This window comes from Aurantimonas marina, from assembly GCF_017183135.1.
Classification (GTDB): domain Bacteria; phylum Pseudomonadota; class Alphaproteobacteria; order Rhizobiales; family Rhizobiaceae; genus Aurantimonas; species Aurantimonas marina.
Genome location: NZ_JADDXW010000002.1, coordinates 24,031 through 45,843 on the forward strand (window position 1 = coordinate 24,031; position 21,813 = coordinate 45,843).

Genomic DNA, 21,813 nt, shown 5'->3' on the forward strand with positions numbered 1-21,813 from the left:
CCGAAACTGAATGCGATCTTCGATGTCGCTCCGCTGATGCGATATTTGAACCACACTGGCAAGACGGGCTGCCGATTCGGCCTCGTCGACACAACGGGAACGAGTATCGGGACTTATCCCCGCTATCCTCGTGAAAGCGAAGCCGGGGGGCGAGATTCGCGGAGTGTACTTTCGGCTGCGTTGACCACCCCACGGGACTCACTCTAGCTTGCTGGCGCGCACCTGCCTGACGGGACCGGAGGCAGGCGTGTCCTTCCGCCCACAGGCGGAGGGAAAAGCGGGAAAAAGCCCGCGATCCGGTCGAGCGATCCGAAATTAACGGTCGCTTAACCAGTCGAAATACACTATATATAGTATCGTTGAATGCCCCTCACACAAGATGGGCGATCACGGACAATCGCGGGATATGCACCGGGTGGAGGGGGAACTTCGCCGGCGGGGCGATTCTTTGTGGCAAAATTTTAAACGAGGATGGGACCGTCATGGGCATGAAGATCGATCGCCGATACACCGAGGCCGGCAAGGGCGCCTATGACGCGATCCCCTTTCGCAAGGCGACGAGCGAGATCCGCAACCCGGATGGCTCGGTGGTGTTCCGCCTCGCCGATATCGACGTGCCGGCGCAGTTCAGTCAGGTGGCGTCCGATATTCTGGCGCAGAAATATTTCCGCAAGGCCGGCGTTCCCGCCCGCCTGAAAAAGATCGAGGAGAACGACGTTCCCTCGTTCCTGTGGCGTTCGGTCGCGGACGAGGCGGCACTTGCGAAGCTGCCCGAGGCCGAGCGCTATGGCTCCGAGATGGACGCCCGGCAGGTCTTCGACCGACTCGCCGGCACCTGGACCTATTGGGGCTGGAAGGGCGGCTATTTCGCCTCGGAAAAGGACGCGGCCGCCTTTCGCGACGAACTCGCCTACATGCTCGCAACCCAGAAGGTCGCGCCCAACTCGCCGCAATGGTTCAACACCGGCCTTTTCTGGGCCTACGGCATCGACGGTCCCGGCCAGGGCCACTACTATGTCGACTATCGCTCCGGCGAACTGACCCGTTCGACCTCGTCCTACGAGCACCCGCAGCCGCATGCCTGCTTCATCCAGTCCGTCGCCGACGACCTCGTCAATGACGGCGGCATCATGGATCTGTGGGTGCGCGAGGCGCGGCTGTTCAAATACGGCTCGGGCACTGGCTCTAACTTCTCCTATCTGCGCGGCGAAGGCGAAACGCTCGCCGGCGGCGGCAAATCGTCCGGCCTGATGAGCTTCCTCAAGATCGGCGACCGCGCGGCCGGCGCGATCAAGTCCGGCGGCACCACCCGGCGCGCCGCCAAGATGGTCGTCGTCGACATCGACCATCCGGACATCGAGAAGTATATTTCCTGGAAGGTGCGCGAGGAGGAAAAGGTCGCCGCCCTCGTCACCGGCTCCAAGACCGTCTCCAAACACCTCAAGGCGATCCTGTCGGCCTGCGTCAATTGCGAGGGACCGGACGGCGACTGCTTCGACCCGATGAAGAACCCGGCGCTGAAGCGCGCCGTCAAGGACGCCAAGCGCGCCCAGGTGCCGGAAAACTACGCCAAGCGCATCATCCAGTTCGCGCGCCAGGGCTACACCGACCTGGAATTCCCGGTCTTCGACACCGATTGGGATTCGGAGGCCTATCTCACCGTCTCCGGCCAGAACTCCAACAACTCAGTCTCTCTCAGGGACGACTTTTTGCGCGCGGTCGAACAGGACGGCGATTGGGATCTCATCCGCCGCACCGACGGCAAGGTATCGAAGACCCTCAAGGCCCGCGAGCTTTGGGAGCAGATCGGCTATGCCGCCTGGGCCTCTGCGGATCCGGGCCTGCACTTCAACACGACGATGAACGACTGGCACACCTGCCCGGCGGCTGGCCCGATCCGCGCGTCGAACCCGTGCTCGGAGTACATGTTCCTCGACGATACGGCGTGCAATCTCGCCTCGCTCAACCTCATCCAGTTCCGCGAGGAAGGGCTGGACGGACCGGACGGCATCAAGCGCTTCGACACGGCGGCCTTCGAACACGCGACACGGCTGTGGACCATCGTCCTCGAAATCTCCGTCATGATGGCGCAGTTCCCGTCGAAGGAGATCGCCCAGCTCTCTTACGACTACCGCACGCTCGGCCTCGGCTTCGCCAATATCGGCGGCCTGTTGATGACCGCCGGCATTCCGTATGATTCCGACGAGGGCCGGTCGATCTGCGGCGCCATTTCGGCGCTGATGACCGGCGTCGCCTACCGGACCTCGGCCGAAATGGCCGGTCATCTCGGCGCCTTCCCCGACTACGAGCGCAACGCCGACGCCATGCTGCGCGTCATGCGCAATCATGCCCGCGCCGCTCACGGCCTACCCGACGGCTACGAGGCGCTGTCGGTCGACCCGGTGCCGCTCGATCACGCCTCGCTCGACGACAAGCGCCTCTCCGGCCGCGCCAAGGCGGCCTGGACCGAGGCCGTCGAACTCGGCTCCGAGAACGGCTACCGCAACGCCCAGGTCTCGGTCATCGCGCCCACCGGCACGATCGGCCTGGTGATGGACTGCGACACCACCGGCATCGAGCCCGACTTCGCGCTGGTCAAGTTCAAGAAGCTCGCCGGCGGCGGCTATTTCAAGATCATCAATCGCGCCGTGCCGGAGGCCCTCACCTCGCTCGGCTACGCCCCGCACGAGATCGCCGAGATCGAGGCCTACGCCGTCGGCCACGGCAATCTCGACCAGGCGCCGGCGATCAATCCCTCCTCGCTGAAGGCCAAGGGCTTTGCCGATGCGACGATCGAGAAGATCAACGCGTCGCTGAAGAGCGCCTTCGACATCAAGTTCGTGTTCAACCGCTGGACCATCGGCGACGAGCAGATGTCGGCCCTGATGGTGCCGGAGGAAAAGCTCTCCGATCCGGCCTTCGACCTGCTGTTGCATCTGGGTTTCTCGAAGAAGGACATCGATGCCGCCAATGTCCATGTCTGCGGGGCGATGACCCTGGAAGGCGCACCGTTCCTCAAAGACGCGCATCTGCCGGTGTTCGACTGCGCCAATCCCTGCGGGCGGATCGGCAAGCGCTATCTGTCGGTTGAATCCCACATCAAGATGATGGCGGCGGCGCAGCCGTTCATCTCCGGCGCCATCTCCAAGACCATCAACATGCCGAACGAGGCGACGGTCGAGGATTGCAACGCCGCCTACATGCTGTCTTGGAAGCTGGCGCTGAAGGCCAACGCGCTCTACCGCGACGGCTCCAAGCTCTCGCAGCCGCTCAACGCCTCGCTGATCGCCGATGACGACGAGGACGAGGACATCGTCGAGGAGGCGACGGCGGCGCTGATTGCCGCCTCGGCGCCCGCCCGCGCGGCCGAGGTCGCCGAGCGGATCGTGGAGCGCATCGTCGAACGGGTGGTGCGCGACCGCGAGAAACTGCCGAACCGGCGCAAGGGCTACACCCAGAAGGCGATCGTCGGCGGCCACAAGGTCTATCTTCGCACCGGCGAATTCGACGACGGGCGCATCGGCGAGATCTTCATCGACATGCACAAGGAGGGCGCCGCCTTCCGCGCGATGATGAACAATTTCGCCATCGCCATCTCGCTCGGCCTGCAGTTCGGCGTGCCGTTGGAAGAGTATGTCGAGGCGTTCACCTTCACGCGGTTCGAACCGGCCGGCATGGTCCAGGGCAACGAGGCGATCAAGAACGCCACGAGTATCCTCGACTACATCTTCCGGGAGCTAGCCGTCTCCTATCTCGGTCGGCACGATCTCGCTCATGTCCAGCCGGAGGAGTTCGGCACTTCGGGTCTCGGCCGCGGCGTCGATGGTGACAAGCCGCAGCCGGTTTCGCCGGTCTCGCACGGCATGGTGCGCGGCCAGACCGCGAAGTTCCGTTTGGTCTCGAATGACCCGGCCGGCGCGCTGGCAGGATCACCGGCCGGCGGCACTCTTACCGGTCCCGGCGATCGCGGCGGCGGCGAGCCCGCGAAAGGCGCGGCGACGGTGAAGGCCTCGGCCCGCGCCGCCGCCAACACCAGCGGCCCCGGCGGCAACGTCGCTGCGGCCGCAAATTCCGGCCGGGGCGGCAGTGTGGTCGCGGCGGCGGCCTCGGCAACACCGGCAACGGCCTCGGCCATCGCTTTCAAGCGCAACTACGAGGAGGCGCCAGTCGCCACTCCCGCCCGGACCGCTGACGTCACTCCGGCGCAAGGGCTGTTCGACCAGCCGCTTGCCTATCCGGCGAGCGACAAGGACGCGGCCAACATCGCGGACAAGGCCGCGCCGAAGGCATCGACCGCCGAGCGGCGGGCGATGGCAATGATGAAGGGCTATACCGGCGACAGCTGCGCCGAATGCGGCAACTACTCGATGGTCCGCAACGGCACCTGCCTGAAATGCGACACCTGCGGGTCGACGAGCGGCTGTAGCTGAAGGGGTCGGCCTGACGCGTCACCTGACGCGTCACCGAATCTGGCTCTACGTCGTAAGGTTGGCTCGATTTCGTATGGAGCTGGCTCACCTCGATGAAAAAGTCGGAGAACCTGAGAGAGTCCGCGGGGCGCCCCTCCCCGAGGAGCCCGCTGCTCTCCTTACTGGCGAGGCGCCGTCAAGGACGTTCGCCGCCTGCTCCAGAATGGCCGGGCGGACGAGGCACGGCAGCGCCTCGATGACGTCCGTGTCAGATTCGCGGCGGCCAAGACGTCGGAACTCCGCCCGGTGCCGGTGTCGAACGTCTACAGAGGTGCCACCCTGGTTGATGCCCAAGGCAAAGTTCCAGGAGAATTCAGCGGCATGAGCACGCCGGGTGGCGGATCTGTGGTGATCGGCGACTGGCAGGACATGCTTGGCTTCATCGACATTGGCGGTGAAAAACTGTCCTACCGCCTGACCGGCTGACCGGCTGATCGGTTGATCGGTTGATCGGTTGATCTTTGGCCCTCCTGGGACATGGGGCAAGGTATTTGTGGTGCTGGCTAACTAGTCGACCCGGAAAAAGCGGTTGCAAAGCCCATCGTGCGAGCCGCAAAGTTCCCGGCCGCGATGGTTTTCGTCGTCGATCGGCATGGTCAAAGATGGGGGCTCCTGCGCAGCCTCGAATTTCGATTACCATCTCGAAAGGTAACCTAGACGGACGATTGAGAAGCGATATGTCTGGCGGGGTTGACGGAGAAAGTGGAGGTCAGGATGAAAAATCCGGCTGACGATCACAGCAGACAAATCGCTCCTGTTTCGAGAAGTCGCCGCGCCTTCTTGCGCGGCATCTCGGGGAGCGGCTTGGTCGTGGGCGGTCTCCTCGTCAGCGCGGACGCGGATGCGGAGGAGTCTCGCAGCGTCGAAAGCCAGGAGGGGTATCGGGAGAACGGCCATATCCGCCGCTATTACGAGCTGTCGCGCTTTTGAGGCGCCAGTCCAGGGATCGTTACCGTGCTACAGAAAAAAACTTCCGCCGCAAGCAGCCCCTGCCGCACCACACCGAGGTCTGGCTCTGGGACGGTTTCCCGTCGCAGCTTCCTGCGGAACTCCGGGCTGGCCGTTGTAGGCCTTGCCGGAGCAAGCGCTCTGCGCAGTGGGATGGTAAGCGCGCAGACTGACAATCAACCTGCTCCTGAAACGGGTACGCAGGTCAAGAAGACCATCTGCCCGTTTTGCGCGGTGGGCTGCTCCATCTGGGCGGAAGTCCAGAACGGCGTCTGGATCGGACAGGAGCCTGCCTTCGAAAGCCCGATCAATCTCGGCACCCATTGCGCGAAGGGCGCGGCTACTCGAGAGCTGGCCATCGGCGCTCGGCGTCTGAAATACCCGACCAAGCTCGAAAACGGCAAATGGGTGCGCATAACCTGGGAACAGGCGATCAACGAGATCGGCGACCAACTGCTTGAAATTCGAAAAAGCAAGGGGCCAGACTCCGTCTATTGGCTCGGATCGGCGAAGTTTTCCAACGAAATGGCCTATCTGCACCGCAAGTTTACCGCCTTGTGGGGCTCCAACAATACCGACCATCAAGCCCGGATCTGTCACTCCACCACCGTGGCTGGCGTCGCCAATACCTACGGTTACGGCGCGATGACCAATACCTTCAATGATATCCACAATTCCAAATCCATCTTTCTGCTGGGCGGCAATCCCGCCGAGGCGCACCCCGTCTCCATGCAGCATCTCCTGCGCGCCAAAGAGAACGGCGCGAAGTTCATCGTCGTCGATCCGCGGTTTACCCGGACAGCCGCCCACGCCGACGAGTATGTGCGCATTCGTCCCGGAACGGACGTGGCATTTCTGTGGGGCGTCCTGAATTATATCCTCGAGCAGGGATGGGAGGACGCCGAGTATATCAAGCAGCGCGTGTTCGGATTCGAGGACATCCGCAAGGAAGTTGCCAACTACCCGCTCGATATCGTCGCCGACATCACCGGCATTCCGCAGGACCAGATCCGGCGCGTCGCAGAAATCGTTGCGCAGGACCGTCCGGGGACCTTGATCTGGTGCATGGGGCTCACCCAGTCGACCATCGGCAACAACAAGACCCGTGCCGCGTCGATTTTCCAGTTGGCGCTTGGCAACATCGGCAAATCGGGCGGCGGCGCCAACATCTTCCGCGGCCATGACAACGTCCAGGGGGCAACCGACCTCGGCGTCGTCTGCGATAACCTTCCTGGGTATTACGGTCTCAGTGAAAACGCCTGGAAACACTGGTCCAGGGTCTGGGATCTCGATTATGAGTGGGTCCGCGACCGGTTCGCCTCGAAGGATCTGATGGAGCAGAAGGGCATTCCTGTCTCTCGTTGGTTCGACGGCGTGCTGGAAGATATGGCAAATGTCGAGCAGCCAAATGCCATCGGCGCCATGATCTTCTGGGGCCATGCGCCCAACTCCCAGACACGCGGGCCCGACCTGAAAAAGGGGTTGGAAAAGCTCGATCTTGTGGTGATCGTCGATCCGGTGCCGACGGTCACTGCCGTCATGGGCGATCGCACCGACGGCATCTATCTTCTGCCCGCCGCATCCACGATGGAAGGTGCCGGTTCGGTGACCAATTCCAACCGGTCGCTGCAATGGCGCGAAAAGGTCGTGGAGCCGCTGTTCGAGGCGAAGTCCGACTATGAAATCGCGCGGCTGTTCGCCGAAAAGCTGGGTTATGCCGATCAATTGCTGAAGCACATCAGCGTCCAGAATGGCGAGCCGGTTGCCGAAGACATCCTTCGCGAGATCAACCGCGGCATGTGGACCATCGGCTACACCGGCCAGAGCCCCGAGCGGCTCAAACTGCACATGCAGAACCAGGAGCTGTTCCACCCGACCACCCTGATGGGGATGAGCGGCCCGGTGAAGGGTGAATATTACGGCCTTCCGTGGCCCTGCTGGGGCCCGCCCGAGATGAAGCACCCGGGCACGCCGATCCTCTATGACCAGTCGAAAACCATCGCCGAGGGCGGGCTGCCGTTCCGCGCCCGGTGGGGCGTCGAGCACGAAGGCCGGAACCTCCTGGCCGAGGATAGCTATCCGAAGGGATCACCGATCCCGGACGGCTATCCGGAGATGACCATCGCTGTTCTCGAGCAGTTGGGCTACCTGAACCAGCTCACGCCTCGCGAGCAACTGATCGTCGTCGCGGTCGGAATGGGTAACTATCATCCGTCTTTACTGGAAGTGAGCGATGATGAGGCGCGGGGCCTTCTCGCGCAGATGGATGAGCCAACGTCGTCGGAAACGGCGAAGGAAGAGCAGGCCACTGCTCAAAACGTCCGGCGACAGTTCCCGAATATGTCGCAAAAGGCCCAGCGGGCGATCGCCGGCTACCTCGCTCACAAGAAGGATGACAACGCCGGCGGCAAGGGCGCAGGGCGGCGAGCGGCTCCATCCGGTGACAAGAACGCGGAAATCGGTGAAGCCGAGTTCAGCGGAGGCAAGGCCGCCGGGAAGGACCAGAAGGATCTGGCGGAAAGCGGCGCGTTACGCGAAAAGATTCTCCGCATCAACTGGAAGACCGATCTGTCGGGCGGCATACAGCGTGTCGCGATCAAGAATGGCCTCGCCCCGTTCGGCAACGGCAAGGCCCGGGCCATCGTCTGGAACTTCCCGGATCAGATCCCGATTCACAGAGAGCCGCTCTACACGCCACGCCGCGACCTCATCCCGAAATACCGGACCTATGAGGATCGCACCGATTTCCGGCTGCCGACGGCCTATTGGTCGGTCCAGAAGAACGACCACAGCGTCCAGTTTCCGCTGGTACTGACAAGCGGCCGGCTGGTCGAGTTCGAGGGGGGCGGCGACGAGACCCGCGCGAACAAGTGGCTCGCCGAATTCCAGCAGGAGATGTTCGCCGAGATCAACCATGCCGATGCGTCGCGCGCCGGGATTTCCGATGGTGCCGCGGTCTGGGTCGCGACACCCGAGGGTGCCCGCATCCGCGTCGCCGCGATGCTGACCAATCGCGTCGACGAAGGGACGGTCTTTCTGCCTTTCCATTTCGCCGGCATGTGGATGGGCGAAAGCATCGCCGAGCGCTATCCGGAGGGCACCGTGCCCTATGTCATCGGCGAAGCCGCCAACACGGCGATGACCTACGGCTACGATGTCGTCACCTTCATGCAGGAATCGAAGGCGTCGCTTTGCCGGATCGAACCCGCTTGAGGAGCATCCCATGGCTCGCATGAAATTTCTTTGCGATTCAGAGCGCTGCATCGAGTGCAACGCCTGCGCGACGGCCTGCAAGAACGAGAATGAAGTGCCGTGGGGAATGGTGCGCCGCCGGGTCGTGACCCTCAATGACGGCAACCCCGGCGAAAAGTCGATCGCGATCTCCTGCATGCACTGTACGGACGCGCCGTGCATCGCGGTCTGCCCGGTCTCGACGCTCTATCAGAACGACATCGGCATCGTCCTTCACGACAAGGACACGTGCATCGGGTGTGGCTATTGCTTCTACGCCTGCCCGTTCGGCGCACCGCAATATCCCCGCGACACCAATTTCGGCTCACGCGGCAAGATGGACAAGTGCACTTATTGCGCGGGCGGGCCGGAAGAGACCGGCTCTCAGGCCGAGTTCGAGAAATACGGACGCAACCGGATTGCCGAAGGCAAGCTGCCGCTTTGCGCCGAGGTTTGCTCGACGCGGGCGTTGCTGGCCGGCGACGGCGACGTCATTTCCGATATCTACCGTGAGCGTGCCGATCACCGGGGATATGGCTCTGGCGCATGGGGGTGGACGACGGCCTACCATGCGTCCGATGCCACCTGAACGCAGGGAGAGTGCAGAACATGTCAGCAGCACGCATAGCGGGCGGCATCGTGGCCCTCATCGCCGGCCTGCTTCTCGCGGTGGTGGTGGTGATCAGCTTCACCGGTGAGAATCTGGTTCAGCCGAACGTCTCCGTCGCGGGGAGTTCGCGCGATGGGGTGGAAAGCCGGCTCGTCGCCGCCGAAACGTTGATCGCGCGATCGAACCTGTTGGGAGACCGCATCCAGGCGGGCAGCACCCGGGGCGAGCCGGTCGATACCGATGGGGGCGGCGGCGGGGCCGACCTGGTATTTAGCAACGGGGTGGCGGCGCCGCGCCAGCTCGCTTCCTCGTGGCTCCAGATTGGAGGAAGCGAAGCGCCAATCCTGCCCGAGGCCAAGCGAATCAAGGGCATCTCGTCCCTGCCCTATCGCAACGCCGCCTCCTTTGAACAACCGGGCGGACGCACATGGCGCAGCTTACACAATGATCCGGTGCGTTATGGCGGCGGCTGGATCATCTTCGGCGTGCTCGCCGCGCTGGGGTTGTTTCTCTTCGCGCGCGGCCGCGTCAAGATTGCCGAAGGAGAAGCCGGCATCACGATCGAGCGCTTTTCTGCAACCGAGCGCGCCAATCACTGGATGACGGCCTCCGCTTTCGTGATCATGGCGCTGACGGGTCTCGTCATCCTTTACGGCAAGCCCGTGTTGCTGCCGCTGATCGGCGAAGCGGCCCTGAGCGATCTCGCCTGGGGAAGCGCCTGGCTTCACATGGGCTCCGCCGTTCCGTTCGTGATCGGTGTGAGCTTGATGGTGGTATTCTGGCTACTCCATAATCTGCCTACCCGCCTCGACTGGGAATGGCTCAAGCGCGGCGGCGGAATGCTTCGCGACGACGGCGAAAATCCGCCGGCCCGCAAGTTCAATGCCGGCCAGAAAATCGTCTTCTGGGGCGTTGTCGTCGGGGGGATCGCCCTGCTCGTGTCAGGCCTTGTGCTGATGTATCCCTTCCTGTTCTTCGGTTATGACACCATGCAGACCGCACAGATTTCGCATGTGATCATCGCCTTGATCATGATCGCACTCATTTTCGGTCACATCTACATCGGCACGATTGGTATGGTCGGAGCGTTCTCGGCCATGTGGTCCGGCAAGGTGGACCGCAACTGGGCGAAGGAGCATCACAGCATCTGGTATCGCAAGGTTACCGGCGACCATGACGCTGACACTCAATTGCCCGAGGAGCGGACGACATGAAGGCTTTTTTCGCCGGAGCCACGCTTATGCTCGTGCTGGCGGGACTGTCGATGGCGTTGTTTACGGTGGCCGAGCAGCCGAGCGCCGAGGAAAGTTTCTACGTTCGTCTTGACGAACCCCGCTGATCGCGGGCGGCCCGCAGCAGGCAAAACCAGTGCAGCGCGCAACAAAACCGCTCCCCCGGCGTTGTCTGCCATCGACGCAATCTGGCAATCCATCCGGCTTCCTGCCGGATCAAGGGAGATCGATATGGCGACCAACACCGGCGAAGGCTATCGCAAGGGTTCCGTCACCGGCCGCACTCAGGTGGAACGCGAGGACGGCACCCACCAAAAGCGGGACGAGCGGACCGGCGAGTTCATGGAGGTCAAACAGTCCGACGGCAAGTTCAAGGGCGTCGCCAGGGAGCCGGACGGCCGCGACACCAAGAACGCCTGACGCCGCCGGTACCGTTCGACCACGCTCTCGCTTCGGCGATCATGGCTGGAAATACGGCTCAACGGACCGCTGCAAGCGTTGCCCTTCCGACACGGCGCCCTGATGAGGGCGAGTCGATGGGTCATTCCAAAGGCCCATTGCCGACAAGTCCGCCCCCACCTACGGCGTACGGTCTCCAGGCGCTTAGAATCGGGCGCGGATACCTGCCAGAACCCGATGCGCGGCGACCTCCACCTCGAATGGAGCCGTGCCAGTCCCCGGAAACGTCGGGAACCTGAACTCGAACTCGGCGTCCTCACCGTAGGTGAAGTCGTATTCGGCGATCAGATCGAACCGCTCCGACAGCGCCAGCGCCGCGCCCGCGCCGATACGGCCGGCGAAAACGGTATCGGAATCGTCGGCGACACCGAGGAAGGTCGCGCTCGAGGTAACGTTGTCGAGCGAGATGTGGACGGCGCCGACACCGGCCTTTACATAGGGACGGAACACGCCGGATGGCCCAAACTCGTAGGCTGTCTCGGCGAAGACGTTATAAGCCTCGATATCGCCGTTCAAACTATCGCGGTAGGGCGCGAAAACCCCTTGGTTCAGTGTTTCTGACTCCATCTTCGCATAGGCTAGTTCGAGGCCGGCGCGCCAATTAGGGGTCAGATAGACGCCCGCCTCGACCGCGATTGCATAGCCGGTGTCGTAATCGATCGTGCCGTCGATCCGTTGCGTTCGGAAAGCGGTCGGCTCGGATGTAAAGTCGTTATCACCGATGATCGGCCCGGCACCGCCCTTCAGCCCGAGCTAGAAGCTGTAGGTGGAAGCCGGTTCGAACACCGGGGCCGTATCGGTCACAGTGACGACGTCCGCCGCATTGGCTGCCGACGCGATCAACGTGGCCGTGGCCAGCGCAGCAACCAACTTCACACCCATAATTCATCCCCTTCGGTGTCAATGATTTGCCGCGAATCGTCAGCGCAACAAGGAGATACACCAAGCCGTTGCATTTGAAAGTTCCATGTTATCAGCAATTGTGGCGATAGCGCCACATTTCTGGACGGGGACCGTGCTGCTCGATATGAGAGCGTTGACCTGTCGTCACTCGCTGTTGCCTTCCCCTGCTCTCTGCCGCATCTTCAGAAGATGTTCCGCAGCGGAAGAATTCCTCCCGTGTCGATCCGACTCCTGACGTGCCTCGTCCTTCTCGCGCTCGCCGCCCCCGCGGACGCTCGCTCCAAGGCGGCCGCCTATCTGGTCAAGGAGCAGATTGCCAGCGCCTGCGACGGGGGGCGCGGCTCGATCGATCCGGCCGGTATCGTCGAGCGCGATCTCGACGGCGACGGGCGCGACGACTTGATCATCGCGCATGAGTGGATTTCCTGTGCGAGCGGCGGCCAGTTCGGACGCAGCACTTTTTGCGGCATGCAGGTCTGCTCGGTGATGTTCTACCTGCGGCGCGGCCCGCTGCTGAAACTCGTCCACGAAATGCTCGGCGGCGGCGTCACGGTTGGTGCCGGCAATGTCCCGGCGATTTCGATGAACGCGCATGGCGGCAGCCGGGGCTCGGTGAAATGGAACGGCCGCGCCTTCGAATAGGCGCGGCCGTCCGTTGAGGAGCGAGGTAATCCCCCTCGCTTCGCCCCTCTTACGGTCTCAGGCCACCGTCACCTTGAGATCGCCGATCCCGTCGATATGGCCTTCGAGCCGGTCGCCGCGCTGCACCGCGCCGACGCCCGCCGGCGTGCCAGTCATGATGACGTCGCCGGGCGCCAGCCGGAACAGGCCGGACAGGTAGGAGATCGATTCCGCCACCTTCCAGATCATCTGGTTGAGGTCGCCGTTCTGGCGGGTTTCGCCATTGATCTTGAGCCAGATCGCGCCAGAATCCGGATGACCGATTTCCGATGCGGGAACGATCTCGGAAACCGGCGCGGATTCCTCGAACGCCTTGCCGACTTCCCACGGCCGGCCCAGCTTCTTGGCGACGCCCTGTAAATCGCGCCGGGTCATGTCGAGACCGACCGCGTAGCCATAGACGCAGGACAGCGCGTCCTCGAGCGGGATATTCTCGCCGCCCTTGCCAAGACAGACGACGAGCTCGATCTCGTGATGCACGTCGTCGCTCTTGCCGGGATAGGGAAACGTCCCGCTTGTCGTCAGATTATCCGGGTTCTTCTGGAAGAAGAACGGTTCTTCCTTGTTGGGGTCGTGCCCCATCTCGATCGCATGGTCGGCATAGTTGCGGCCGACGCAATAGACCCGCCGGACCGGGAACGTCTGGGTAGAGCCGCGGACCGGCAGCGCCGGCATCGCGGCGGGCGTGAAGACGTGGGACATGAGCGATTTTCCTTGCTTGATATGGGGGTTGGGTTAGCCGCGGCTGGCGGCATAGAAGTCGACGCGCCGTTCCAGCCAGGCGAGGCTTTCGGCCAGGATGAAGGCGAGCGCGAACAGGACCAGCAGCGCGGCCCAGAAATGCTCCATCAGGAAGCGCGAACCGTAGAGCTTGAACAGCGCGCCGAATCCGACGATCGAGACCAGCAGTTGGCCGATGATCACGCCCTTGACCGCGCGGATGACGCCGAGACGGATTCCGGCGAGGATCTCCGGCAGCGCCGCCCAGATGTAGATGCGCCGGAACGCCTGCCAGCGGCTGGCGCCGAAGACATGGGCCATCTCGACGAGGGAGGGCGAGATCGAGCGCACGCCGGCCCGCGAATCGAGAACGATGATCCAGATCGCGAACAAGACGACGGTGAGGATGATGGTCGTCTGGCCAAGACCGAACAGCACCATGATCACGGGCACCAGCGCGGTTAGCGGCGCCGACAGGAAGAGGTTGACCCAGGGCAGGAAGATCCGGTCGGCGATGACCGAGCGGCCCATCAGGATGCCGAGCGGCACCCCGACAGTGATCGCGATGAGATTGCCGACGACGAAGGCATAGGCGGTGACGCCGAGCGCCGACATGAAGCTGCGGGTGGGCACGATTTCCACGAGCGTGACGAGAACGGCCGACAGCGGCGGCAGCAGGATGGTGACCTCGAGTTGGCCGACGATTTCCCACAGGATCGCCCAGAGGATGAGCGAGCCGACCATAGGGATGCGATGTCCGAAGATGATCATGCCGCGCCTCAGTCCAGATAGGTCTTGAGCGACTGCCAGATGGCGTCAACCGTATCGAGATAGACTGGATGCCGGCGGATCGCGTCGGCATCGCCGTCGCGATTGATATCCGGCTCGATGATCTCGGCGATCCGGCCCGGCCGTGGCGACAGAAGCACGATGCGGTCGGAGACGTAGACCGCCTCCTCGATCGAATGGGTGACGAAGATGAAGGTCTTGTTCTCGTTGGCGACCAGCGTCAGCAGATCCTCCTGGAACTTGCGGCGCGTCTGCTCGTCGACGGCCGAGAACGGCTCGTCCATCATTAGGACGTCCGCATCGACCGACAGCGCCCGCGCGAGGCCGACCCGCTGGCGCATACCACCGGACAGCTCATGCGGATAGCGCTCCTCGAAGCCGCCGAGGCCAACCTGGGTGATGTATTTGCGGGAAACCTCCTCGCGATCGGCCTTCGACATGCCGCGCAATTCGAGGCCGAAGGCGACATTGCGCAGTACCGTTGCCCACGGCATCAGCGCGAAATCCTGGAACACGAAGGCGCGTTCTGGACCGGGGCCGGAGACGGGCCGATCGTTCACCAGAACCTCGCCCGCGGTCGCCGGTAGAAGCCCGGCGATGATCTTCAAAAGCGTCGTCTTCCCGCAACCGGACGGGCCAAGCAGCGAGGTGAGTTGGCCGCGGGGAAAGTCGACGCTGACATCTTTCAGCGCCTGGACCCCGCCAGCATAGAGTTTGCTGACATTGCGGACGGCGACGACGGAATCGGTGACGGGTGACGGAGTCGCAAAGGCAAGTGGAGCGATGGCGTTCACGAAATGGCTCGCTTCTCGGGTCTGAAGATCGTGACCTCGACGCGCTCGATCAGTTCGATGAACAGCACGGAAAACACGATGATGGACAGGATGGCGGCATACATGCCGGGATAGTTCGCGATGGAGCGGTTGTAGGTGATCAGGTCGCCGACACCGGTCGGGGTGATCAAGAGTTCAGCGAGGATTGCGCCGATGAAGCCCGACGCGGCGCCGAGCCGAAGACCGGCGAAGATCACCGGGCTGGCCGCCGGCAGGATGATCCGCGTGATCACCTTCCAGCGCGGGGCGAGAAACGAGCGTCCCATCTCGACCAGCGACGCGGGCGTATGACGGACCGCGGCATAGGAGTTCAGCGCGATCACTGGCATCGCCATGATGCAGACGACGATGGTCTTCGACGTCAGTCCGATGCCGTAGGAGAACACGATCAGCGGGATGAGCGCGGCGAGCGGCGCTGCCTGCGCGACGATGAAGATCGGCGAGGCCACCCATTCAGCCTTGGAGTTGAGACCCATGGCGACCCCGACCGCAACGCCGAAGATGGCGGAAATGACAAGACCGAGTATCAGCGGCTGCAACGTGATCGAGAAGGCGGTGATCAGCGAGCCGTCGGCCAGCATCTCCCAGAGCGCGGCCATCGTTTCGGTGAAGGTCGGAAAGGCCGGACTGATCGGAACAAGGCCGGCCCATTGCCACGCGACACAGAACACGATCACCGAAAGAATCCGCAGGGTCAGCGGATGGGTCAGGAAAGTATATGCCGCATTGGGCTGCCGGTCTCGGAGAGCGGACGGTTGCCCGCCCATTGCGACGGGCAGGAACCGGGAGAGGCGGAGCCCGGCAGGCTCCATCCCCATGTCGCGATGCTCAGCCACCGAGCTTCTGCTCCGCGCGCTGCAGCGGCCCGAGGTCCCAGAAATCCTCGACCTTCAGGCTGTCGGCCGGACCGTCGAGCTGGCCTGCCTTGGTATAGAACTCGAAATCGGCCTTCGCGGTGTCCATGCCGCCCTGGGGGTCGAACAGGCCGTTCTCCACGCCCTCGGTATAGAAGGGCGTAACCTCGTCGAGAATTTCCTGCGGCTGGTCGGAGAGCAGGTCGCGCTTGGCTCTTTCGGTTTCGATGACGGAAGGATCCGCATTCATCTCCTTCCACAGTCCCAGCAACTCCTCGACCAGGAGATCCGCCTGTTCCGGATTGTCGGTCAGCCATTGCTGAGAGGCGAAGATCAGTTCGTCGCTCGGCTTGGCGTCGAGGCCGGGCAGAACGTGGAACTTGTCGCCGGCTTTCGCCATCAGAATGTTCTTGTTGGCGAGATCGACGATTGTCGCGTTGATCGTACCGTTCATCATCGCGATGATGCGGTTCTCCGATCCGGGGACGTAATTGCGCTGACCGAATTCGATCCCTTCGCGGTCGGCGATGATGTTACCGATCGCCTCGGTGCCCGTGCCGCGCGCATGGAAGGTGAACGGCTCGCCGTCGAGATCCTTCCAGCTCTGGTATTCATTCGACGCGACCGGGAAGAACACCAGCCGCGACATCTGGAAGACGGCGCGTAGCGGCACCTTGGCCTTCTGGATGATCGTGTAGGGCGTGCCGACGCCGATGTCGGCCTGGCCGCTGACCAGCGCCTGGATCGCCAGTTCCTCCTCCGCGAAGGACGTCAGTTCGTAGTCGAGGCCTTTTTCCTTGGCCCGGTCGAGCGCGACGAGGAACGCCAGCGTTTCCACCGACACCACATCGCCGAGCGCGACGCGGACCTTTTCCTGGGCGCTGGCCGCCGGAATGCCGAAACCAATCGTCGCGGCAACAGCCCCTGCGACGAGTGTGCCGGTCATCTTCGTCCAAATTCTCATGATGTCCTCCCAATTGGCTTGTTTCGGTTGCTGCCTTCTAAGTGCCGCACCGGCCGCTGACGGGCCAATCTCTTGCCAATACACGATTGGTTAAGGCATAAGGCATGAATGATCAAGACAAAATCAACTGACAGAACTCGCAAACCGGGCGAAATGATAGTGTCCGAGCCGGGAGTCTTCCCGCCGCCAGCGACCGATCGCAACGGTGGGCAGAGCGCGTTGGTGCAGCTACGCGCCTACCTCGCGCAGAAGGAGTTCGCCCTCAATGCGCGGCTGCCGCCGGAACGCGAACTGGCGGAACTGGTCGGTGTGTCGCGCGGAGACCTCCGCAAGGCGCTGGCCGTGCTGGAGGAGCAGGGCGAACTCTGGCGCCACGTCGGCAAGGGCACGTTCGTCGGTGCTCGCCCGGTCGCCGAACTGGCCTCCGTCGCGATGATCGCCGATCAGACGAGCCCCGCCGAGGTGATGCGGGCGCGCCTGGTCATCGAGCCGGAACTCGCGCGCGAGGCCGCGTTGCACGCCACCACCGACGACATCCGCGCCCTGCGGCTCTGCGTTTCCGGCGCGCGCCGGGCCGAGACCTGGCGGCAATACGAAAACTGGGACAACCGGCTGCACCGCACGATCGCGGAGGCCGGCAAGAATGCCCTGCTTCTCGCCGTTTTCGACACGATTAACCTCGTCCGGCGCACGGTGGTATGGGGTCGCCTGCGGACCGATCTCCCGCACCCGCCCGCCGACCACCACAGTTTCGCCGAGCACGAATTGATCGTGGATGCGATCGAGGAACGCAATCTCGTGGCCGCTGCCACCGGCATGCGGCTGCATCTTCAGCACGTCCAGACAGACCTGATCGCCCGCCACCAATCAGCGGCGGAGTGACCGTGAGAAGCGATCGACTCTCGGAACCGAAGCTCTAACCAATCCTCTTTTGGTTTACACCATCCAGCGGTCTACCCTGCCTGGCCGCCATTCCTCAGGAGCGTCGAGGAGACCGGCGAGCGAGGACCGTGCAGGAACACCCAGGCCGGCGGCTTTCTGAACGGCAGCGCCGCTGCCTCCCGCTCCGTCAGTCGTGCGCGGGCGAAGGCCTGCGCCATCGGCGCCGACAGGACCGAGAGCGTCGATCCCGGCCGGTCGACCACGGCGATCGGGAACGTCTCGGCGATCCGCCGCCAATCCTGCCAGCGGTGGAAGGAAGCAAAGCTGTCGGCGCCCATGATCCAGACGAAGTGAACGCCGGGACGCTTTCTGTGCAGAAGCGCCAGAGTGTCGGCCGTATAGCGGATGCGATGCGCCGCCTCGAAGGCCGTGACATGGATCCGAGGCCCGCCGGCCAGCGCCTCGACCGCCGCCAACCTCTCGCTCAGCGGGCGCAAATGGCCGTGGTCCTTCAGCGGATTTCCGGGCGTGACCATCCACCAGATGCGGTCGAGCCGAAGGCGACGCCGGGCGATCTCGGCAACCATGCGATGGCCCTGATGCGGCGGATTGAACGAACCGCCGAACAGCCCGATGACCATGCCGGGCTCGGTGTGCGGCATGGCGAGCGCCGCCGGATCGACGCCATCAGGCCAACCGGCGCTCATGTCGGGCTGCGTCACGGGCGGGTCTGGCCGGTCCCACGGACGCGGTAGTTGAAGCTCGTCAGCTGCTCGACGCCGACCGGGCCGCGCGCGTGCATCTTGCCGGTGGCGATGCCGATTTCCGCGCCCATGCCGAACTCGCCGCCATCGGCGAACTGAGTCGAGGCGTTGTGCAGAAGGATCGCCGAATCGACGCCGGCGAAGAACGCCGCCGCCACGGCCGCGTCGGCGGTCACGATCGCCTCGGTGTGGTGGGACGAATGCCGCTCGATATGGGCGACCGCCCCGTCCACGCCGTCGACCAGGGCGACCGAAATGATCGCGTCGAGATACTCGGTGTCGAAATCCTCCTCGCTAGCGGGCTCGGCGGTCGGATAGCGCTGGCGCACCTCGTCGGTGGCCCGGATTTCGCATCCCGCCGTGCGCAGCGCCTCGAGAATCGGCAGGAGATGGGTGTTCGCCGCCGCCCGGTCCACCAGCAGCGTTTCGGCCGCGCCGCAGATGCCTGTCCGCCGCATCTTCGAATTGACGACGACATCGATCGCCATGCCGAGGTCGGCGGCACCGTCGACATAGACGTGACACAGACCTTCCAGATGCGCGAAGACCGGCACCCGCGCCTCGTCCTGGACGCGGGCGACGAGCGAGCGGCCGCCGCGCGGCACGATCACGTCGATGGCACCGTCGAGGCCTTTCAGCATCGCGCCGACGGCGGCGCGGTCGGTCGAGGGCACGATCTGGATCGCGTCCTCCGGCAGACCGGCGCGAGCAAGCCCGGCGGCCAGCGCGGCGCGGACCGCGGCCGAGGACCTGGCCGAATCAGAGCCGCCACGCAGGATCACCGAATTGCCGGACTTCAGACAAAGCGCGCCGGCATCGGCGGTGACGTTCGGCCGGCTCTCATAGATGACGCCGACGACGCCAAGCGGCGTCCGCACCCGCTCGATCTGGAGACCGTTGGGCCGTTCCCAGGCGGCGGTCGTCGCACCGACGGGGTCCGGCAGCGCGGCGACCGCGCGAATACCGTCGGCGATCGCGCCGAGACGCGCCTTGTCCAGCGTCAGCCGGTCGATGAAGGAGGCGGCCATGCCGCTTTCCTTCGCCCGCTCGATATCGGCGCGGTTTTCGCTCAGGATCGTCTCCCGCGACTGCAGGATCGAATCCGCCATCGCCTCCAGCGCGGCGTTCTTTGCTTCCGTCGGCGCCGTGGCAAGGCTACGCGCGGCACGGCGCGCGCGCTGGCCGATCATGGCCATCAACGCTTCGATCGAGCCCGCCTCCGTTGCACTCCTGTCGAGCATGTCCACCTCTTCGCTCTTCGTCCTGTTCACGCGATGGGAAGGGATTCGTCAGCCGGATTCACCGCCGCCGCCTCCATCACCAGATCGTCGCGATGGATCATCGCCGTGCGCCCCTCATAGCCGAGCACCGTCGCCACCTCCGCCGAGCGCAATCCGGCAATCCGACGCGCGTCATCACAATCGTAGGCGACAAGGCCGCGTGCGATCTGGCGGCCCGCAATGTCCAGCACGGCGATCGTATCGCCGCGCCGGAATTCGCCATCGACGGAAACGATTCCGGCTGGCAAAAGGCTCTTGCCGGCGCACAGCGCCTTGACCGCGCCCGCGTCTACGACGAGCCCGCCGGCGGAGCCGAGATGTCCGGCGATCCAGCGCTTGCGCGCCGTCACCGGATTGCCGGCGGCTCTGAACAATGTCGCGCGTTCGCCGCGCTCGATGGCGCTCAACGGAAACAGCCGGTCGCCCGCCGTGATGATCATCGCCGCGCCCGAACCGGTGGCGATCTTGCCGGCATCGATCTTGGTCTTCATGCCGCCGCGCGACAGTTCCGAGCCGGCCGCTCCCGCCATCGCCTCGATCTCCGGCGAAATCCGCTCGACCAGCGGAATATGCCGCGCCAACGGATCGAGTGCCGGCGGCGCCGTGTAAAGCCCGTCGACATCGGACAAAAGAACAAGCAGATCGGCACCCATCATCGTTGCGACGCGGGCCGCCAGACGATCATTGTCGCCATAGCGGATTTCGGACGTCGCAACCGTGTCGTTCTCATTGATGACCGGCAGCGCGCCGAAGCCCAGCAAGGTCGAGATCGTCGCGCGGGCGTTCAGATAACGCCGCCGCTCCTCGGTGTCGCCGAGGGTGAGCAGAATCTGTCCGGTCTCAATGCCGTGCCGGCCGAGAATCTCCGAATAGGTGCGCGACAGGGCGATCTGCCCGACGGCCGCGGCCGCCTGGCTTTCCTCCAGCCGCAGCGGGCCGGCGGGCATCTTGAGGAGCTTGCGGCCGAGCGCGATCGCGCCGGAGGAGACCACGAGGATCTGCCGCCCCTCGCCGCTCAGACGGGCAACGTCCTCGCCGAGCGATTCCAGCCAGGTGCGCTTCAGTCCGCTCTCACGGTCGACGAGAAGCGAGGAGCCGATCTTGACGACGATGCGGGCGTAGCCGTCGAGGAGGTTCGTCATCGCTCCTCCCTGGCGGCCTGGGCCTCGGCGAAACGATCCGGCTCGTCCGCGTCGGTAGCGGGGGCGAGGCTGGCGATGCGACTCTTCATCTGGCGCAGCGCCTCGGTCATGCCCTCGCGGCTGACCGCCGAGAGCGCCAGCGGCGGCCTTCCGACCTCGGCCTCCAGTTCGGCGAGCTTTTCCGCCCGCGCCTCGTCGGTCAGGGTGTCGACCTTGGACAGCGCCACGATCTCGGGCTTTTCCGCCAGCCCGTGCTCATAGGCCTCCAACTCGCGCCGCACGGTGCGATAGGCGCCGGCGACATCGTCCTCGCTGGCGGAGACAAGATGCAACAGGACGCTGGTGCGCTCGACATGGCCGAGGAAGCGGTCGCCGATGCCGACGCCCTCGTGCGCGCCCTCGATCAGGCCGGGAATATCGGCGATGACGAATTCGGCGTCGTCGATCTTCGCAACTCCGAGGCCGGGATGCAGCGTCGTGAACGGATAATCGGCGATCTTCGGTCGCGCCCGCGTGACGGATGCGAGAAACGTCGACTTGCCGGCGTTGGGAAGCCCGACCAGACCGGCGTCGGCGATCAGCTTCAGCCGCAGCCAGATCGTCAGCTCCTCGCCCTCCAAACCGGGATTGGCGCGGCGCGGCGCCTGGTTCACCGAGGTCTTGAAATGCGCGTTGCCGAAACCGCCATTGCCGCCCGCGGCCAGCCGATGGCGCTCGCCGACATGGGTGAGATCGCAAAGCAGCGTCTCGTTGTCTTCGGCAAAGACCTGGGTTCCGGCCGGCACCTTCAGCGTCACGTCGGGGCTCTTGGCACCGGTGCGGTTGCGGCCCATGCCATGCCCGCCGGTCTTGGCCTTGAAATGCTGCTGGTAGCGATAGTCGATCAGGGTGTTGAGGCCAGCCACCGCCTCGATGAAGATATCGCCGCCCCTGCCCCCGTCGCCGCCGTCCGGACCGCCGAATTCGATGAATTTCTCGCGGCGGAACGAAACCGAGCCGGCACCGCCATCGCCGGAGCGGATATAGACCTTGGCCTGGTCGAGAAACTTCAT

General features: G+C 64.1%; 20 protein-coding genes. 9 read left to right on the plus strand and 11 right to left on the minus strand.

Annotated elements, in window-relative coordinates:
- Positions 1-488 precede the first annotated feature (488 nt).
- The 7 genes from ING15_RS02840 to ING15_RS02865 all read left to right on the plus strand — a co-directional run bounded on the left by ING15_RS02840 (position 489) and on the right by ING15_RS02865 (position 10,910).
- A complete protein-coding gene (locus tag ING15_RS02840; RefSeq protein ID WP_206453550.1) occupies positions 489-4,430 on the plus strand; it encodes a vitamin B12-dependent ribonucleotide reductase in 3,942 nt (1,313 codons plus the stop codon).
- Positions 4,431-5,159: 729 nt separating this feature from the next.
- Positions 5,160-5,399: a hypothetical protein gene (locus tag ING15_RS02845; RefSeq protein WP_206453277.1), complete on the plus strand. Its 240-nt coding sequence runs from the start codon at positions 5,160-5,162 to the stop codon at positions 5,397-5,399.
- A gap of 24 nt (positions 5,400-5,423) precedes the next feature.
- The gene (locus tag ING15_RS02850) at positions 5,424-8,630 is read left to right on the plus strand and encodes a formate dehydrogenase subunit alpha (RefSeq protein ID WP_408628667.1); all 3,207 of its coding nucleotides are present in this window, start codon (positions 5,424-5,426) and stop codon (positions 8,628-8,630) included.
- A 10-nt stretch (positions 8,631-8,640) separates the two neighbouring features.
- Positions 8,641-9,237: a formate dehydrogenase FDH3 subunit beta gene (fdh3B, locus tag ING15_RS02855; RefSeq protein WP_206453278.1), complete on the plus strand. Its 597-nt coding sequence runs from the start codon at positions 8,641-8,643 to the stop codon at positions 9,235-9,237.
- Positions 9,238-9,257: 20 nt separating this feature from the next.
- Complete coding sequence (locus ING15_RS02860; protein WP_232845549.1) at positions 9,258-10,472, plus strand: formate dehydrogenase subunit gamma; 1,215 nt, start codon at positions 9,258-9,260, stop codon at positions 10,470-10,472.
- Positions 10,469-10,597, plus strand: coding sequence for a hypothetical protein (locus tag ING15_RS19680; protein ID WP_269812721.1), 129 nt, complete (start codon positions 10,469-10,471; stop codon positions 10,595-10,597). The genes ING15_RS02860 and ING15_RS19680 overlap by 4 nt, the downstream gene beginning before the upstream one ends.
- Before the next feature lie 124 nt (positions 10,598-10,721).
- On the plus strand, positions 10,722-10,910 hold the full coding sequence (locus ING15_RS02865; protein WP_206453280.1) for a hypothetical protein: 189 nt from the start codon (positions 10,722-10,724) through the stop codon (positions 10,908-10,910).
- A gap of 183 nt (positions 10,911-11,093) precedes the next feature.
- On the opposite strand, the gene ING15_RS02870 is transcribed toward ING15_RS02865, so the two are convergent.
- Together ING15_RS02870 and ING15_RS19685 are read right to left on the minus strand one after the other, a co-directional pair.
- A complete protein-coding gene (locus tag ING15_RS02870; RefSeq protein ID WP_206453551.1) occupies positions 11,094-11,696 on the minus strand; it encodes an outer membrane protein in 603 nt (200 codons plus the stop codon).
- Positions 11,697-11,702: 6 nt separating this feature from the next.
- A complete protein-coding gene (locus ING15_RS19685) occupies positions 11,703-11,831 on the minus strand; it encodes a hypothetical protein (RefSeq protein WP_269812722.1) in 129 nt (42 codons plus the stop codon).
- A gap of 237 nt (positions 11,832-12,068) precedes the next feature.
- Between ING15_RS19685 and ING15_RS02875 the strand changes: the two genes are divergently transcribed.
- Positions 12,069-12,494 (plus strand): hypothetical protein, encoded by a 426-nt coding sequence (locus ING15_RS02875; RefSeq protein WP_206453281.1) that lies wholly within the window; start codon positions 12,069-12,071, stop codon positions 12,492-12,494.
- 57 nt (positions 12,495-12,551) lie between these two features.
- Here the strand turns inward: ING15_RS02875 and ING15_RS02880 are convergent, their stop codons facing one another.
- Genes ING15_RS02880 through ING15_RS02900 form a run of 5 tightly spaced genes read right to left on the minus strand, consistent with a single transcriptional unit; the run spans position 12,552 to position 16,693 of the window.
- Positions 12,552-13,235 carry a fumarylacetoacetate hydrolase family protein gene (locus tag ING15_RS02880; protein ID WP_206453282.1) on the minus strand — a complete coding sequence of 228 codons (684 nt, stop codon included), beginning with the start codon at positions 13,233-13,235 and terminating at the stop codon, positions 12,552-12,554.
- Positions 13,236-13,268: 33 nt separating this feature from the next.
- A complete protein-coding gene (locus ING15_RS02885; protein ID WP_206453283.1) occupies positions 13,269-14,024 on the minus strand; it encodes an ABC transporter permease in 756 nt (251 codons plus the stop codon).
- Positions 14,025-14,032: 8 nt separating this feature from the next.
- A complete protein-coding gene (locus tag ING15_RS02890) occupies positions 14,033-14,836 on the minus strand; it encodes an ABC transporter ATP-binding protein (RefSeq protein WP_206453284.1) in 804 nt (267 codons plus the stop codon).
- Positions 14,833-15,711: an ABC transporter permease gene (locus ING15_RS02895; RefSeq protein ID WP_332873756.1), complete on the minus strand. Its 879-nt coding sequence runs from the start codon at positions 15,709-15,711 to the stop codon at positions 14,833-14,835. The genes ING15_RS02890 and ING15_RS02895 overlap by 4 nt, the downstream gene beginning before the upstream one ends.
- Positions 15,704-16,693, minus strand: a complete 990-nt coding sequence (locus tag ING15_RS02900) for an ABC transporter substrate-binding protein (protein ID WP_206453285.1) — start codon at positions 16,691-16,693, stop codon at positions 15,704-15,706. Before ING15_RS02900 ends, ING15_RS02895 begins: the two co-directional genes overlap by 8 nt.
- Positions 16,694-16,846: 153 nt before the next feature.
- Here ING15_RS02900 and ING15_RS02905 point away from each other — a divergent pair, with 153 nt between their 5' ends.
- Positions 16,847-17,575, plus strand: coding sequence for a FadR/GntR family transcriptional regulator (locus tag ING15_RS02905; RefSeq protein ID WP_206453553.1), 729 nt, complete (start codon positions 16,847-16,849; stop codon positions 17,573-17,575).
- A gap of 71 nt (positions 17,576-17,646) precedes the next feature.
- Here the strand turns inward: ING15_RS02905 and ING15_RS02910 are convergent, their stop codons facing one another.
- Genes ING15_RS02910 through obgE form a run of 4 tightly spaced genes read right to left on the minus strand, consistent with a single transcriptional unit; the run spans position 17,647 to position 21,813 of the window.
- Positions 17,647-18,282: a nicotinate-nucleotide adenylyltransferase gene (locus ING15_RS02910; RefSeq protein ID WP_232845533.1), complete on the minus strand. Its 636-nt coding sequence runs from the start codon at positions 18,280-18,282 to the stop codon at positions 17,647-17,649.
- 11 nt (positions 18,283-18,293) lie between these two features.
- On the minus strand, positions 18,294-19,580 hold the full coding sequence (locus ING15_RS02915) for a glutamate-5-semialdehyde dehydrogenase (protein WP_206453286.1): 1,287 nt from the start codon (positions 19,578-19,580) through the stop codon (positions 18,294-18,296).
- A gap of 26 nt (positions 19,581-19,606) precedes the next feature.
- On the minus strand, positions 19,607-20,761 hold the full coding sequence (proB, locus tag ING15_RS02920; RefSeq protein ID WP_206453287.1) for a glutamate 5-kinase: 1,155 nt from the start codon (positions 20,759-20,761) through the stop codon (positions 19,607-19,609).
- Positions 20,758-21,813 carry a GTPase ObgE gene (obgE, locus tag ING15_RS02925; protein WP_206453288.1) on the minus strand — a complete coding sequence of 352 codons (1,056 nt, stop codon included), beginning with the start codon at positions 21,811-21,813 and terminating at the stop codon, positions 20,758-20,760. The genes proB and obgE overlap by 4 nt, the downstream gene beginning before the upstream one ends.